Annotated in this window: 11 protein-coding genes and 2 pseudogenes; 6 read left to right on the top strand and 7 right to left on the bottom strand. The window is 74.0% G+C overall.

Annotation, left to right across the window (positions count from 1 at the left end; all coding sequences use genetic code 11):
- The first annotated feature begins 68 nt into the window (after positions 1-68).
- Both ACGFYH_RS21505 and ACGFYH_RS21500 read left to right on the top strand, forming a co-directional pair.
- Positions 69-1,118, top strand: coding sequence for a LacI family DNA-binding transcriptional regulator (locus ACGFYH_RS21505; protein ID WP_393804745.1), 1,050 nt, complete (start codon positions 69-71; stop codon positions 1,116-1,118).
- A gap of 568 nt (positions 1,119-1,686) precedes the next feature.
- Entirely contained in the window at positions 1,687-3,069 is a 1,383-nt protein-coding gene (locus ACGFYH_RS21500) for an MFS transporter (protein ID WP_393804744.1), read from the top strand.
- Between the two features lie 42 nt (positions 3,070-3,111).
- On the opposite strand, the pseudogene ACGFYH_RS21495 reads toward ACGFYH_RS21500, so the two are convergent.
- The 6 genes and pseudogenes from ACGFYH_RS21495 to ACGFYH_RS21470 all read right to left on the bottom strand — a co-directional run bounded on the left by ACGFYH_RS21495 (position 3,112) and on the right by ACGFYH_RS21470 (position 10,299).
- A pseudogene (locus ACGFYH_RS21495) lies at positions 3,112-5,071 on the bottom strand (helix-turn-helix domain-containing protein).
- A gap of 56 nt (positions 5,072-5,127) precedes the next feature.
- On the bottom strand, positions 5,128-5,928 hold the full coding sequence (locus ACGFYH_RS21490) for a 3-hydroxybutyrate dehydrogenase (protein ID WP_393804743.1): 801 nt from the start codon (positions 5,926-5,928) through the stop codon (positions 5,128-5,130).
- Between the two features lie 54 nt (positions 5,929-5,982).
- Entirely contained in the window at positions 5,983-6,462 is a 480-nt protein-coding gene (locus tag ACGFYH_RS21485; protein ID WP_393804742.1) for an NUDIX domain-containing protein, read from the bottom strand.
- Between the two features lie 68 nt (positions 6,463-6,530).
- Positions 6,531-8,144, bottom strand: a complete 1,614-nt coding sequence (gene lnt, locus ACGFYH_RS21480; protein ID WP_393804741.1) for an apolipoprotein N-acyltransferase — start codon at positions 8,142-8,144, stop codon at positions 6,531-6,533.
- A gap of 751 nt (positions 8,145-8,895) precedes the next feature.
- Positions 8,896-9,438, bottom strand: a complete 543-nt coding sequence (locus tag ACGFYH_RS21475; RefSeq protein ID WP_393804740.1) for a hypothetical protein — start codon at positions 9,436-9,438, stop codon at positions 8,896-8,898.
- A 75-nt stretch (positions 9,439-9,513) separates the two neighbouring features.
- Positions 9,514-10,299: a glutamate racemase gene (locus ACGFYH_RS21470; protein WP_393804739.1), complete on the bottom strand. Its 786-nt coding sequence runs from the start codon at positions 10,297-10,299 to the stop codon at positions 9,514-9,516.
- 39 nt (positions 10,300-10,338) lie between these two features.
- Between ACGFYH_RS21470 and ACGFYH_RS21465 the strand changes: the two genes are divergently transcribed.
- Positions 10,339-11,574 carry a glycosyltransferase gene (locus ACGFYH_RS21465; protein WP_393804738.1) on the top strand — a complete coding sequence of 412 codons (1,236 nt, stop codon included), beginning with the start codon at positions 10,339-10,341 and terminating at the stop codon, positions 11,572-11,574.
- A 17-nt stretch (positions 11,575-11,591) separates the two neighbouring features.
- On the opposite strand, the gene ACGFYH_RS21460 is transcribed toward ACGFYH_RS21465, so the two are convergent.
- Positions 11,592-12,914 (bottom strand): TerD family protein, encoded by a 1,323-nt coding sequence (locus ACGFYH_RS21460; RefSeq protein WP_393804768.1) that lies wholly within the window; start codon positions 12,912-12,914, stop codon positions 11,592-11,594.
- A 319-nt stretch (positions 12,915-13,233) separates the two neighbouring features.
- Here ACGFYH_RS21460 and ACGFYH_RS21455 point away from each other — a divergent pair, with 319 nt between their 5' ends.
- The 3 genes and pseudogenes from ACGFYH_RS21455 to ACGFYH_RS21445 all read left to right on the top strand — a co-directional run bounded on the left by ACGFYH_RS21455 (position 13,234) and on the right by ACGFYH_RS21445 (position 15,364).
- Positions 13,234-13,677, top strand: a complete 444-nt coding sequence (locus tag ACGFYH_RS21455) for a DUF6643 family protein (RefSeq protein WP_393804737.1) — start codon at positions 13,234-13,236, stop codon at positions 13,675-13,677.
- A 42-nt stretch (positions 13,678-13,719) separates the two neighbouring features.
- Entirely contained in the window at positions 13,720-14,547 is an 828-nt protein-coding gene (locus tag ACGFYH_RS21450; RefSeq protein ID WP_393804736.1) for an MOSC domain-containing protein, read from the top strand.
- A gap of 211 nt (positions 14,548-14,758) precedes the next feature.
- Positions 14,759-15,364: pseudogene (locus ACGFYH_RS21445) on the top strand (hypothetical protein).
- The last annotated feature ends 106 nt before the right edge of the window (positions 15,365-15,470 follow it).

Raw genomic sequence — 15,470 nt, 5'->3', positions numbered from 1 at the left:
ATTTCCGGTCAATGGGCGTGCGGGCGCCGACTCAAAACGTTATCGATCGCATGGCCTATCCTGCCTGCATGCACGGTGGAATTGAGGTGGGAGCGAGGGTCACCCTGGCCGAGGTGGCGAGAGAGGCGGGGGTCTCCCCTCCGACAGTTTCGAAGGTCCTCAACGGTCGTTCGGATGTCGCCAGTAACACCCGGGCCAGGGTCGAGCAGCTTCTGGAGGTGCACGGCTACCGCCGCCGCACCCCGAGCCCACCGCGCTCGCCGCTGGTCGAACTCGTCTTCCACGAGCTGGACAGCGTCTGGGCGATGGAACTGGTCCGGGGCGTCGAGAACGTCGCCGGGGCCAACCGGACCGACGTGGTGCTCACCCGCAGCGGCACCCGGCACGCGCCCGCGCCGGACTGGATCGAAGGTGTGCTCAGGCGCCGGCCGCTGGGCGTCGTGCTGGTCTTCTCGTCGCTCCCCGCGGAGGTCAAGCAACGGCTCCGCTCCTGGGACATCCCCTTCGTCATCGTCGACCCGGCCGGCGACCCCGACCCCGACGTCCCTTCCGTGGGCTCCGCCAACTGGGCGGGAGGCCTGGCGGCGACCCGCCATCTCACCGACCACGGACACGAACGCGTCGCGATCATCACCGGGTTCGAGGACATGCTGTGCTCGATGGCCCGTCTCGACGGCTACCGCTCGGCGATGACCATGGCGGGGCTGCCGATCGACCCGGCGCTGGTCCGGTACGGCGAGTACCACGTGCAGAGCGGCTTCGAGCACGGCATGGACCTGCTCGCCGGTCCCGGCCGGCCGACGGCGGTCTTCGCTGGCAGCGACCTCCAGGCACTCGGCGTGCTGGAGGCGGCCCGGATCCGGGGACTGCGCGTGCCGCAGGACCTCTCGGTCGTCGGCTACGACGACGTGCCGCTGGCCCAGTGGTCGAGCCCGCCGCTGACCACCGTCCACCAGCCGCTGCGGCACATGGCCGAGGAGGCCACCCGCATGCTCTTCCGCCCGGACGAGCCCGGCCGGGCGGGCCGGCGCATCGAGCTGGCGACCCATCTCGTCGTACGGCAGAGCACGGCGCCGCCGGGCGAGGATCCGAAGGGGCCCGGCGGCGCGGGTCCGTGACGGGGATCCGCGGGCTCCGCCACCGGACCGGGTCGGCGGATACGTCGGCCATGCGCTCGTCGTAACCGGTCGCGGGGCCGACGCCCCGGCCGGCCGCCCACCGGTTCTCCGTGGCCGCCTCGAAGGCCACCGGCACGACGTCCTCCCCGGGCACGTCCGCGTGGAGCCGGAGGCTGTCGACGATCGTGCCCGTCGTTCCGCGCCGCGTACGCTTCGTCGACGTCCCAGGTGTCGTGGAGGGAGTACGACGCGTCAACCTGGTGTCGATGCCGGGCCCGGTCAGGGCACCGGACCACCCTCCGATCCGGAACCGGCCCTCGGCCGGCATCGGCCGCGCGTGCCGTGCCCCTGCGGGCCGACCCGGCACGCGCGGCGACACGCGCGTCCGGTGCCAGCGCCTCGGCCCAGCCACCCACGACGGCCATGCCGTCGCCACGAGCACGAATGGGGACGGCGCGCATAGCTCGCCGCCAAACTATGGTGCCTCGCCACATACGCGTCTCGCCTGGCCGTTCCTACGGTATGGCGACACCCGACCGTCCCCGCAGATCCCCAGGAAGTGGTGCCGATGTCGTCGCCCGCAACCGCTCCGCCGGCCCCGAACAGCCTCAGGCGCGTCGTCGCCGCGTCCCTCATCGGCACCACCATCGAGTGGTACGACTTCTTCCTCTACGGTTCCGCCGCCGCTCTCGTCTTCAACAAGCTGTTCTTCCCGGACTCCGACCCGCTGGTCGGCACGCTGCTGTCGTTCCTGACGTACGCCGTGGGGTTCGCCGCGCGCCCAGTGGGGGCCCTGGTGTTCGGACACTACGGTGACCGGCTCGGGCGCAAGAAGCTGCTGGTGCTGAGCCTGTTGATGATGGGCGGGGCAACCTTCGCGATCGGGCTGCTGCCCACGCACGCGACCATCGGTACGGCCGCTCCCGTGCTGCTGACCGTGCTGCGGCTCGTCCAGGGCTTCGCCCTCGGCGGTGAGTGGGGCGGGGCCGTGCTGCTGGTGTCCGAGCACGGGGACGCGCGGCGGCGCGGGTTCTGGGCGTCGTGGCCGCAGACCGGGGCGCCTGCGGGGCAGCTGCTCGCGACCGGCGTGCTGTCCCTGCTGACGGCCGTGCTGTCCGACACCGCGTTCGACAGCTGGGGCTGGCGGATACCGTTCCTGCTCTCGGGTGTCCTGGTCATGGTCGGCCTGTGGATTCGTCTGTCCGTCGACGAATCGCCGGTCTTCAAGCAGGCGTTGGCCCAGGCGGAGACGCGAAAGGCGAAGGCCGAGCCGATGCCGCTGGTCTCGGTGCTGCGGCACCACTGGCGCGACGTGCTGATCGCGATGGGCGCCCGGATGGCCGAGAACATCAGTTACTACGTCATCACGGCCTTCATCCTCGTCTACGCCACGACCGCGGCCGACGTCTCCAAGCAGACGGCGCTCAACGCGGTGCTGATCGCCTCGGCCGTGCACTTCGCGGTCATCCCGGCCTGGGGCGCGCTGTCGGACCGGATCGGCCGGCGTCCCGTGTATCTGCTGGGCGCTGCCGGTGTCGGGCTGTGGATGTTCCCGTTCTTCATGCTGATCGACTCCGGTCACTTCGGCGGTCTGCTGCTCGCGGTGACCGTGGGACTGGTGCTGCACGGCGCCATGTACGCGCCCCAGGCGGCCTTCTTCACCGAGATGTTCGCGACCCGGATGCGCTACTCCGGGGCCTCCATCGGCGCCCAGTTCGCCTCCGTCGCGGCCGGCGCACCGGCGCCGCTGATCGCCACCGCGCTGCTGTCCGAGTACGACAGCTCGACGCCGATCTCCCTCTACGTCATCGCCGCGGCCGTGCTGACGCTGATCGCCGTGGGCGTGGCCAGGGAGACACGCCACCGGGATCTGACGCAGATCGACTCCGTCCCCGAGGACGGGGACGGGGCGGTGACCGCCTCCCGCACGCAGGGGGCGCGCACGGTCTGAGCCGCCCCGTAACCAGCCCCCGTACGCCCGTGCGTGCGGGGGTCAGTGCTGTGCCGGGACGGACAACCGGTGGAGCCTGAGGGCCAGTTGTATCTCCAGTGCGCGGTCGGGGCTCTGCCAGTCGTCGCCCAGGAGCCGGCCGACGCGCTCCAGGCGCTGGGCGACCGTGTTCACGTGGACGTGCAGTGCCTCCTTGGTGCGGGCCGGGCTCATGCCGCAGGCGAAGTACGCGTCGAGGGTGCGCAGGAGTTCGGTGCCGCGCCGCTCGTCGTAGGCCACGACCTGGCCGATGGTGCGCTCGACGAACCCGGGCACGTTCCGGTCCCCGGCGAGCAGCAGGCCCAGGAAGCCGAAGTCCTCGGCCGCGGCGCCGTCCCCGGAACGGCCCAGCAGACGCAGGGCGTCGAGGCAGCGTCCGGCCTCGGTATAGGCGGCGGCCACGGCGTCGGGGCGGGCGGCGAGGTCCGCCACGGGGGCGGAGGCGCCGACGGTGACGGCCCCGTGGACGGCCCGGCCCAGGTGCCGCGCGGTGCGGCGGGCCAGACCGGTGGCACCGTCCCCGGAGGCCAGGGGCAGCAGCAGTACGGTGCCGCCGTCCCGGGCGGCGGCCAGGCCGCGCCGGGTCGCGGCGAGGTGGGAGGCCGCGGCCCACAGGCGTCTGCGCGCGTCCGCCTCCTGGTCGGCGTCGGGAGGGGTGGCGTCGAGGCGGGCGGCGAGCACCACGTGGGTGGCGGAAAGGTCGGCGTGCAGTCGTCGGGCCCGGTCGCTCAGCAGGCGCGGATCGCGGTCGCGGGCGTCGAGCAGGTCGTCCAGCAGCTCACCGCGCACGCGCTGTTCGGCCTCGGCGGCGGAACGGCGGGCGAGCAGCAGCAGGGAGGTGACCATCGCGGCGCGTTCCAGGGTGAGCTGGTCGACGGGGTCCAGGCCCGGGTGACCGCGCAGGACGAGGGCGCCGAACAGTTCGTCGCCCGCAGTGACGGCGGCTATCCAGTCGTCCTCGTGCCGCACCGCGTGTCCCTCGGCCCGGGACGCCTCCAGGGCACGCGCCGGCGCGGCCTCGGTGAACTCGACGGTGCCGGCCAGGACCTGTGAGACGGCGGCGGCCACGTCGTGCACCCCGCCGCCGCGCAGGACGGAGTTCGGCGAGCCGGTCGTGGACGTCGGAGGCGCGCTCGATGACACCGCTGCGGTCCCGGATGATCTCGTTGGCCCGTTCCAGTCCGGCGAGGGCCGAGCGGGTCTCGGCGAGCAGGTTCGCGGTGTCGATGGCGGCGGCCGCGAGAGCGGCGAAGGAGCCCAGCAGGGCGATCTGCTCGCGTTCGAAGACCCGGGCGCGCCGGTCCGCGGCGAAGAGCACACCGATGACGTGGTGGCCGAGCGTCAGGGGCACGCCGAGGATGGCGACCAGGCCCTCGTCGCGTACACCCGCGTCGATGGTGCCGGTGCGCTGGAAGCGTGCGTCCTTGAGGTAGTCGTCGGTGACGTAGGGGCGGGCGGTCTGGGCGACGAGGCCGCCGAGCCCCTCCCCCATGCCGAGCCGCAGCTGCTGGAAGCGGGCGGCGACCGAGCCCTCGGTGACCCGCATGTAGGTGTCGCCGCGGTCCGGGTCGTTCAGGCTGAGGTAGGCGACGTCGGTGCCGAGCAGGGAGCGGGCCCGCTGGACGATCGCGCGCAGTACCGCGTCCAGGTCACGCAGCCCGGCGAGGTCGTGGGCCGTCTCGAACAGCGCGGACAGCTCCGCCTCCCGCCTGCGCCGGCCTTCGAGCTCCGAGCGCACACGCAGCGCGAGGCGCTTGGCCCGTTCCAGCGCGTCGATCCGCTCGGCCGGCCCGCCCTCGGCGCGGGCCAGCAGCACCGGCTGCTCGTAGGCGTCGGCGGAGGCGCCGCGGGCCAGCAGTCGCAGGAACGGCGCCTCGGCGGCGGACGCCTGGGCCGCGTCGTCGGCCGGCGCCGCGGCATCGGGGGCGGGGCGCTCGGCGGACTGCACGTGATCGCGGGACATGCCCACAGGATCGCCCATCACCCGGTCCTCCCGGCAGCCCTGTGGAAAACCCCGGTTCAGTGCGCGGTCCAGCCGCCGTCCAGGACCAGTGAGGTGCCCGTGACGTAGGACGCCTGGGGGCCGCACAGGTACGCGACCGCCTCGGCGACCTCTTCCGGTTCGATCAGCCGCCGTACGGCACTGTCCCGCAGCAGTACGTCGGAGAGCACCTGCTTCTCGGGGACTCCGTGGGCCAGGGCCTGGTCGGCGATCTGCTTCTCCACCAGCGGAGTGCGTACGTAGGCGGGGTTCACGCAGTTGGAGGTGACGCCGTGGGCGGCGCCTTCGAGGGCGGCGGTCTTGGAGAGTCCCTCCAGTCCGTGCTTGGCCGACACGTAGGCCGCTTTGTAGGCCGAGGCGCGCAGGCCGTGGACGGAGGAGATGTTGACGATGCGGCCCCAGCCCTGCCCGTACATGTGGGGCAGGGCGCCCCGGATGAGCCGGAAGGGTGCCTCCAGCATCACGGTGAGTACGGTGTGGAAGACGTCCGGCGGGAACTCGACGAGGGGCCGCACCAGCTGCAGCCCGGCGTTGTTGACGAGGACGTCGGTGCCGGCCGCGGCGCGTTCGGCGGCGTCCAGGTCGGTCAGGTCGAGGACCCGGGTCTCGACACGGCCCGCGAGGCCACCGCAGCTCCCGGCGAGCGCGTCGAGACCGGCGGCGTCCCGGTCGATCGCTCTGACCTCCGCCCCGGCGGCGGCCAGCCGCAGCGCGCAGGCACGGCCGATGCCGCCGGCGGCCCCGGTGACGAGGGCGGTGCGGCCGCCGAGGTCGAGCGAGGAGGCGTGGGAGGCCTGGAGGACGCTGGGCGAGGTCATGCTCCGACCCTAGGCAGCGTCCACCCCACTCCCCATGTGGGCACACCCCATACTTCAGAGGGAATCAGTGGGTTCGAACCATGTGGGGGCGTCGGACATGGCCTGCTTGACCCTGGCCAGCCCGAAATCCTTGATGTCCGGCAGCGCGTCCACCGCGAACCAGCCCACCTCCAGCGACTCGTCGTCATTGACCCGGGCCTCGCCGCCCACGGCCCGGCAGCGGAAGGTGATGTCCATGAACTGGCACACGTCACCGTTGTCGTAGGTGACCGGCTTCATCGCCTGTACGAGGACCAGCCGCTCGACGACGCACTGGACGGCGGTCTCCTCCTGCACCTCGCGCACGGCACAGGCGGCGGGCTGCTCCCCCGGCTCCGGGATGCCTCCGATCAGCGACCAGCGCCCGTTGTCGGACCGTCGGCCGAGCAGCACTCTGCCCTCGTCGTCGAAGACGACGGCGGTGACTCCGGGGAGCCACAGGAGCTGGTGTCCGGCCGAGGCGCGCAGGTCGCGGATGAAATCGGGAGTAGCCATGCGCACGACCCTAACCGCCCGGCCGGTCCGCTCCCGCCGGTGCCGCGGGGCGTGCGACGGGCGTACCGCTACACGTCGCGGGCGCGCCGCCCGCGCACACCGGCGCCGACGGCCCGGCCGAGCCCTCCGGCCGCGACCAGCACCAGGACGATCTCGGGCGCCACGCCCAGCCGGGTGGCGGGTGTCTCGGAGGAGCGCAGGGGCACTTTCTGGACCAGGGAGTCCGCCACGAACATGCCGGTCTTCTGGGTGATCCTGCCGTCCGGCATGATGATCGCGCTGACGCCGCTGGTCACCGGCACGGTGACGGTCCTGCTGTGCTCGACCGCGCGGATGCGGGACATGGCGAGCTGCTGGTAGGTCATCTCGCTGCGGTCGAAGGTGGCGTTGTTGCTGGGCACGGAGATCATCTGGGCGCCGTCGGTGACCTCCGAACGCACGGCCCAGTCGAAGGCCGCCTCGTAGCAGGTCACCAGGCCGACCTCGGTGCCGGCCATCGTGAACACGCCGGGCTCGGTGCCCCGGCTGAAGTCCCGGCTGACCATGGAGGTCCAGTCGTCGTTGATCGCGCCGATGAGCGGGCGCAGCGGCAGGTACTCGCCGAAGGGCTGGATCTGCCGCTTGTCGTAGGTGTCGACGGGGCCTTTGTCCGGGTCCCACAGGATCTGCTCGTTGAGCAGCTTGCCGTCGCGTTCCACGACGCCGCCGACCGAGACGGGGGCGCCGATCGCCTTGGCTGCCCGGTCGATGACCAGGCGGGCGTCGGGGTTGGCGAAGGGGTCGATGTCCGAGGAGTTCTCCGGCCAGAGCACGAAGTCGGGGCGTTCGACCCTGCCCGCCCGCACCTCGGCGGCCAGGCGCTGCGTCTCGCGCGCGTGGTGGTCGAGCACGGCCCGGCGCTGGGAATTGAAGTCGAGGCCCGCGCGCGGCACGTTGCCCTGGATCACGGCGACGGTCGCGGTGCCGTCCTCCGCCTTGTCGCTCACCAGCGGACGGGCGGCCACGGCGCCCACGACGGGCACGACCGCCCCCAGGAGCGCCATCGCCGCCGCGCCGCGCCGCACCTCGCCGCCGCGGCGGGCCCGGACGGCCAGGCGCACGGCCTCGTGGAGACCGAATCCGCACAGGACGACCGCGAAGCCGAGCACCGGTGTGCCACCGACGGCGGCGAGCGGCAGGAACACGCCGTCCGCCTGCCCGAACGCGACCTTGCCCCAGGGGAAGCCGTCGAAGGGCACGCGCGCGCGTGCGGCCTCCCCCGCGATCCACAGCGCCGCCGCCCACACCGGCCGTCCCGGCAGCTTCGACACCGCGGCGACACCCGCGCCGACCGCCGCGGCGAAGAGCGCCTCGATCGCCACCAGGGCGAGCCAGGGGCCGGGGCCGACCTCCACACCGGTCCACACCAGCAGGGGCAGCAGGAAGCCGAGGCCGAAGAGATAGCCGAGGCCGAGGCCCGCCTTCCAGCCGCGGCCCCGCAGCACCCAGCCGAGGACGGCGAACGCCGGCAGCGCGAGCCACCACAGGGTGCGCGGCGGGAAGCTGACGTAGAGGAGCGCTCCGGAGAGCGCCGCGGCGGCGGCCGGCAGCAGGCGCAGGAGCCGCGCGACGACCCGGGAGGCGGGTGTGGTCTGCGGCTGCGTCCGGTCCGGCTCACCGACGGAGGTTGCGGTGGCTGTCACCCCCCGGAGTGTACGGCGGGTGACCCGACCGCGGACAGGACGGTCCGGGGGCGCCGGGGGGCGGGGCGGCCGGCGCGGCCTCGTCTCACCACCACCGGGCGCCGACCGGTCCACAATCCGCCGACCAGCCGTTACGGTGTGCCCGAGTCCCGGTCGCCAGGCCCAGTGCGCCGGGCGGCGGGTGCCCGTCAGGTCGGCGCGACGCGGGCGGGGGACACGGCGGGTGCGAGGGCGACGGCGTCTGCGGCCGGTGCGGTCGCAGGCGGTGCGGCCGCAGGCGGTGCGGTCGCGGGCGGTGGGAGACACGGCGGCGCGGACACCACGGGGGTGGCGCCCCCGGCGCCTGCGGCTGCGCCGGTGAGCGGCGCGGCCCGGCTCCGCCGCAACCGGCGCGCTCGGTTCACCCAGGGGGGTCGCTTGGTTCGCCCGGCGGCCCGGCCCGCCCGCGGCCGTCCCGGCGTGGTCGCTTCGGCCGGATCGCCCGGCGGGCGCACCCCACTCGGTTCACCCTGGCAAGCTCGGTAGCTCAGCGCTCCCAGCGGGCACGACCCACTCGGTCGGCCTCGCGAAGCCGCACCGCACGCTTCACCCCGCGAGTGCGGCCACTGGGCGCGCCCGGCGGTCTCACGGGCCAGGCGGGCGCGGGCCGCTCGGTCTCCCTCGGGCAGCACCCTGACGCGCCCGCCGACTCGGTCCACTCGGTTCGTCCGGCGGGGCCGCCACGCCCGGGTTCGTCCGGCCGGATCGGGGCTCAGCGCGCCGGGCCCGGTGCCTTGGGACGCAGCCGGTCCTTGATGACCTGGACGGCCGCCTCCGCGTCGTCCACGGTGATCGTGAAGGTGTGGCCGTCCCACAGCCGCAGGATCAGCCCCTCCCCGCGCCGCACGACGACGGCGGTGCCCATCTCCGGGCGCCATCGGTAACCCCAGCCGCCCCAGTGGCGTGGGGTGACGTGCGGTGCGAACTCGGCGCCGGCGACGTGCGAGAGGGGGATGCGGCGGCGGGGCACGCCGATGTGGCCGCAGCGCACTTCGAGGCAGTCCTCGTCGACTCTCAGCGCGACGTGCACGAAGGCGAGCGTGCCGAACAGCACCAGCAGTCCCGCCGCGATGCAGCCGACAACGGCCATGGCCAGCGGGGCGACACCGGACTCCCAGGCCGAGTCGACGGCCAGGGCGATGCCGAGCGCCATGCAGGCGGCGCCGATGAGTGCCAGGAACCACTGGACCCGGTTGGTGGCCCGGCCGGTCCAGACGTTCGGCTGGGGGACGGTCTCGCCGTGGCGATGCCTCATGGCTATGAGGTTACTCATGTTTCGCTGCGCGGGTACCTCGTCGCGCAGGGTGACTGCGCCGACCGGGCGGGCCGGTCAGCCGGCCGGCGTGACGGCGCGCAGTAGCCTGCCCTCGTCATAGGCGAGCGCGGGCGCGGGCAGGGTGCCCTCGCGGCCGCTGAGCAGCACGGTCAGGGTGCCCTCGGCCGGGGCGCCGGGGTCGGGCCCGGCGCCGATGCGGCGCAGCGCCTGGGCGGCCACCGCGCCGGCCGAGCCGTGCAGGACGAGGCGCGGGGCGCCGGGGCGCTGCACGGCGGCGCGGATGCGCTCCGCGACGAGTTCGTAATGGGTGCAGCCCAGGACGACGGTCGTGACGTCGTCGGGTGTCAGGGCGGCCGCGGCGTCGACGGCCGCGGTGATCGCCGTCTGGTCCGCGTGCTCGACGGCGTCGGCGAGCCCCGGGCACGGCACCTCGGTGACCGTCGCGCCCCCGGCGAACTCCTCGACGAGACCCCGCTGGTAGGGGCTGCCGGTGGTGGCGGGCGTCGCCCAGATCGCCACGGGGCCGCCACCGGCAGCGGCGGGCTTGATCGCCGGCACGGTGCCGATGACGGGCACCTCCGGCTCGAGCCTGGCGCGCAGTGCGGGCAGCGCGTGCACGGTGGCGGTGTTGCAGCCGACGATCAGGGCGTCCGGACGGTGCGCGGCGGCGGCCTCGGCCACGGCGAGGGCGCGCTCGGTCAGGTCCTCGGGGGTGCGTGGTCCCCACGGCATTCCGTCGGGGTCGAGGGAGAGGATGAGATCGGCGTCCGGTCGCAGGCGCCGTACCGCGGCGGTGGCCGCCAGCAGACCGATTCCGGAGTCCATGAGCGCGATCTTCACCCGGCCACCATAGACGATGCGCCGCCGCGGGCCGGTGTCGTGCGGCAGACTGCGCACGTGAGCGCCGATGTGTGGACTTCCGTCGTGACCGTCGTACCAGCCCTCTCCCTCGCCGCCTGGCTGTGGCTGCTGCTCGCGCGGGGCTTCTTCTGGCGTACGGACGTCAGGCTTCCGGCCCGCCGGGAGCCCGACGTCTGGCCCTCGGTGTGCGTCGTCGTCCCGGCGCGCGACGAGGCGGCGGTGCTGCCCTCGACCCTGCCGTCGCTGCTGGCCCAGGACTATCCGGGGCGGGCCGAGGTCTTCCTGATCGACGACGGCAGCGCGGACGGCACGGGTGGGCTGGCGTGCGAGCTGGCCCGGCGGCACGAGGGCCTGCCGCTCACCGTGGCCTCGCCCGGGGAGCCGCCCGCCGGCTGGACGGGCAAGCTGTGGGCGGTGCGGCACGGAATCGGCCTGGCACGCGCGCGTGAACCCGAGTACCTGCTGCTGACGGACGCCGACATCGCGCACGCGCCGGACAGTCTGCGCGAGTTGGTGTCGGCGGCCGGTGGCGGAGGTTTCGACGTCGTCTCCCAGATGGCCCGGCTGCGGGTGGAGAGCCTGTGGGAGCGGCTCGTGGTGCCGGCCTTCGTCTACTTCTTCGCCCAGCTGTATCCGTTCCGGTGGATCGGCGGCGGCCGCGCGGGGAGCGGGGGGAAGAAGGGGACACGCACCGCGGCCGCTGCGGGCGGTTGTGTGCTGCTGCGTACCGAGGCCGCCGGGCGGGCGCGGATCCCGGACGCCATCCGGCATGCCGTCATCGACGACGTGGCCCTGGCCCGCGCGGTCAAGGGCGCCGGCGGCCGGGTCTGGCTGGGCCTGGCCGAGCGGGTGGACAGCGTGCGTCCGTATCCGCGTCTGCACGACCTGTGGCGGATGGTCTCGCGCAGCGCGTACGCCCAGCTGCGGCACAACCCCCTGGTGCTCGCCGGAACGGTCGTCGGCCTGGTGCTGGTGTATCTGGTGCCGCCGGCGGCGGTGCTCGTCGGCGCGGCGACGGGGCAGGCCGCGACGGCGGTTCCCGGCGCCGCCGCCTGGCTGGTGATGGCGGGGACGTACCTGCCGATGCTGCGTTACTACCGGCAGCCGCTGTGGCTCGCGCCGCTGCTGCCGTGCACCGCGTTCCTCTATCTCCTGATGACGGTCGACTCCGCGGTACAGCACTACCGGGGGCGCGGCGCGGCCTGGAAGGGCCGCACCTACGCTCGTCCGGACGCCGTGCCCGAGGAGGGCTGAGCACCGGCCCGGGGCGGTCACTTCCGGCCGGGGGTCCAGTTCATGCCCCAGCCGTATGCGTGGTCGACCGTCCGCTGCGGGCTCACCCCGCGCTCGGGCACCAGGTAGCGGGCCTCGCGCTGGACGACGAGGTCGCTTCCGGTGTTGGTGATCAGCGCGAGTGCGCACACCGTCGAGGGCACGGTGCACTCGTCGAGCGAGAAGTCGATCGCGGCGCCGTACTGCGGCTGGAGAGTGACAGTGGCGTGCAGGTCCGCGAAGGAGCGGGCCCCCTCGTAGATGGTCACGAAGACGAGGACGCGCCGGAAGTGCTGCTTGTGGTCGAGGCTGACGGTGAGGTTCTCGCCGGTCGACACCGCACCGGTGCGGTCGTCGCCGTCGAGGTGGATGAACGGCGGCTGGTGCAGCGCGCCGAAGGCGTTGCCGAGTGCCTGGACGACGCCCTTGCTGCCGTCGCTCAGTTCGTACAGGCAGCACAGGTCGAGGTCGAGATCGTCGTGCATGGCGACCGGACGGCCCAGCTTGCGCGCCCAGCCCGAGAACTGCTTGCGCACCTGCCAGTTGAGGTTGACGCGCATGGCGCCCGAGGTGCCGCCCTGTTTGGCCAGCGACACGGAGGGCGCCGCCTTGGTGAGCGTGACCTTGGTCAGCCGGACCGGCGTGGCGGAGGGCGCGGCCGGCGGGGGCGGTGGCGGGGCGGCCGGCCGTGCCACGGCAGGCGCGGGAGATGCCGACGGGGGCGTCGCGGCCGCGGGAGCGGACGGGAGCGGTGGCGCGGCCGGCCTCGGCTGCGCGGGCGGGGCGGCCGCGGCCGCGTGCTGCGGCTCGTCCACCGAGATCCCGTAGTCCGTGGCCAGGCCCTCGAGTCCGCTGTCGTACCCCTGGCCGACGGCGCGGAATTTCCAGGCCCCCTGACGGCGGTAGAACTCGCCCAGCACGAAGGCCGTCTCCACGGTAGCGCCCGGATTGTCGAAGCGGGCCACCACGGTGTTCCGCGCGGCGTCGCGGACCTCGATGTACAGATCGGGGACCCGCCCGAACGGTCCGCCGTCCGAGGAGGCGGCGAGGACCACCGTCTCGATCGCGGGCTCCACGCGCGTGAGGTCGACGAGCAGGCTGTCGGTCACCCGGCCGCCCGCGTCCCGCTTGCCCTCGTGACGGACCGAGCCGGAGGAGTGGGCCGGCTGGTTGTAGAAGACGAAGTCCGCGTCGGAACGGACCCTTCCGCCCACCAGGAGGAGGGCGGAGGCGTCCGCGTCGGGCACGCCGGGGCCGGACCGCCAGCCCAGTTCGACCCGCAGCGCCGCCGTCGGCACCGCAGTGTTCGATCCTTTCGACATTGGCATGTTCGCCCCCATCACGTGTCACCTGGCCGGGCCGCGTCCCGGCCAGTCGTCGAGTTCTCGGTGCTCAACCTATTCTCCCGGCCGCCCGTTTCCGGAGAGGAGTCCGGCAGGAGGTTGGACGGCCGGCCCGGCGGCAGGCCCGGCCGACCGCCGGTAACCCGCCCGGAACTTGGCCTTTACCGCAAAGTCGCGCGGCATGACGCCCTATTTTGCCGAGTTCGCTCGCATTGAGGATGCCGGGTCACTGCGGACACGGAAAACAACCCTCTTATCGGTCTCCCCAACCAGCACATCGTGGGCTTAACTTATGGCCATGACCTCCCCCCGCTCCACTTATGGCGGCGGCTACTACTCCGCCTCCTTCCCGGACACCCCGATCTACGACTCGCTCGTGGCCGAACGGGGCACACCGCAGATCGCCCCGATCCGGGTCCCCGCCGCGTACGACATGCCGAGCAGCAGCCACCTGCCCGCGCTGCCGTCCGCCCTGCCCGCCCTCCCGGCGGGTCCCTCGCAGCCCTCCTACGGATATCCGCAGCAGGCCCCGCAGCCCGCCCCGCTGCAGCAGGCTCCCGCCGCGTACATCCCGCACCAGGCGACCGCGCCGCGCGGTTACCCCGGCCCCCAGCAGCCGCAGCAGCAGCGTCCGGCCGCGCCCGGCCCCGCGGGGTACGAGGCGATGCGCCCCGCGGCTCCCCGGCCGGCCCCCGCGCCGTACCACGACCCGTACAACCAGCAGCAGTACCGCGGCTACTGAGCCGGTCTCCGGGGCGTCGGTGCCACCTGGCACGATGACCTCATGGGGTACGCGCGACTGCGGTCGATCCACGTCCATCCGGTCAAGGCGTTGCGGAGCCTGTCACTCCGAGAGGCCGTCGTGGAGCCCTGGGGGCCGGCCGGAGACCGACGCTGGATGCTGATCGACGACAGGGGAAACGTCGTCACGCAACGCCGTCGGCCGCGCCTTGCCCTGGCCGCCGCCGAGCTTGTGCCCGGCGGCGGTGTACGGCTGTCCGCGCCCGGCATGACACCGCTCACGGTGCCGGTCCCGCGCGCGGTCGGCACCGTGACGACGCGGATCTTCCGGGACGAGGTCGAGGCCCGCCCCGCCGAGGACGAGGCCACGCACGCCTGGTGCAGCGCACTGCTCGGAGCCGACGTCCGACTGGTGCACCTGGACGATCCCGCCACCCGCCGGCCCGTGGACCCGCGGTACGGGCGGCCGGGCGAGACGGTCTCCTTCGCCGACGGCTTTCCGCTCCTGCTGACGACGACGGCCTCGCTCGACGCCCTCAACTCCCTGATCGCGCGCGGCGAGCACGCGGACGAGGGTCCCCTGCCCATGAACCGCTTCCGGCCGAACCTGGTGCTCTCCGGCACCGAGGCCTGGGCCGAGGACGGCTGGTCGCGCATCGCCGTCGGCGAGGTCGTCCTGCGGGTCGCCAAGCCGTGCGGGCGGTGCGTCGTGACCACCATCGGCCAGGACACCGCGGACCGCGGCGCCGAGCCCCTGCACAGCCTCGGCCGGCACCGCCGCGTCGACGGCGGACTGCTCTTCGGGCAGAACCTGGTTCCCCTCGGCCGCGGCACGGTCCGGGTCGGCGACCCGGTGCGGATCGTCGCGTGACGTGACGCCGTCCCACGGGCCGGGTGCCGGACAAAAGGCCCGGTACCGGGAACCCGGTCCGTGGTCCGCGCGTTCGGCTCGGCTCGGTGAGAGGTTCACGAGAACCCGGCCGGCGAGGGCCACCGCGGGGGCGCACGCGCACGGTCCGGTCCGACCGGGATCGGCGTGGACGACTCGGCGGGGGTGGCGAAGAGCGGGACGGGGCGCGTGTGTGCGCGCGATCAGCGGCCTCTGGCGCGGGCGAGGCAATCCGCTGCGCCGCACGAGCGACCTGGCCGAGGGCCGGGCGGCCCTGACGGCGCCGCCGCTGTTCTGTCCGTGGCGCCCCCGGCCGGCGCGCTCGCGGGCGGTGCGGCGCACAGCGCTTCGCGGCGGTCGGTGCGCGACCGGCACGAGTCCCGGCACCGGGTGACTGCCACCGCGGTCCGTGCCCCGGAGCGTGCGCCCCTGGCCCCCCGACCAGGAGCGCGCCTTTGGCGGGGACCGGCGCACCCGTGTCCTCGCCGACTGGACCGCGCCGGACGGCTCACGGCACGAGGGCCCCGTCACGGCGGGCATCGACGACCCGGGCAGTGGCGACCGGTTCGCGATCCGGACGGACGCGCGGGGACGCCAGGTGCACCGCCCGCTGGCCCCCCTCGACCGCGGCCACGCACGCCGTGCTCGCCGGGTTCGGCACCGAGGTGGCGGCCGCGGCCCTGGTGGAGGCCGCCCGGCGAATCGTCGTGTGGCGTCTGGTCCGCCACCGGTACGCCCGCCTGGGGCGGGAGTGGGACCGGGCGGGCCGGACTGGGGCAGGACCGGCGCGGGCAGTTGACGGGCTTCCGCCTCCGGTCAACTCACCACCCGCGCGCACGCTACGGTGGACCGGCCGAACCGAATCGGCGACGACCCGCGTACGACGAGGTGGGGGCACAGCAACG

Origin of the sequence: Streptomyces sp. NPDC048392 (assembly GCF_043200575.1) — a bacterium.
Classification (GTDB): Bacteria; Actinomycetota; Actinomycetes; order Streptomycetales; family Streptomycetaceae; genus Streptomyces.
The sequence above is the reverse complement of the archived record's forward strand: the minus strand, read 5'-3'. Positions and strand labels throughout refer to the sequence as shown.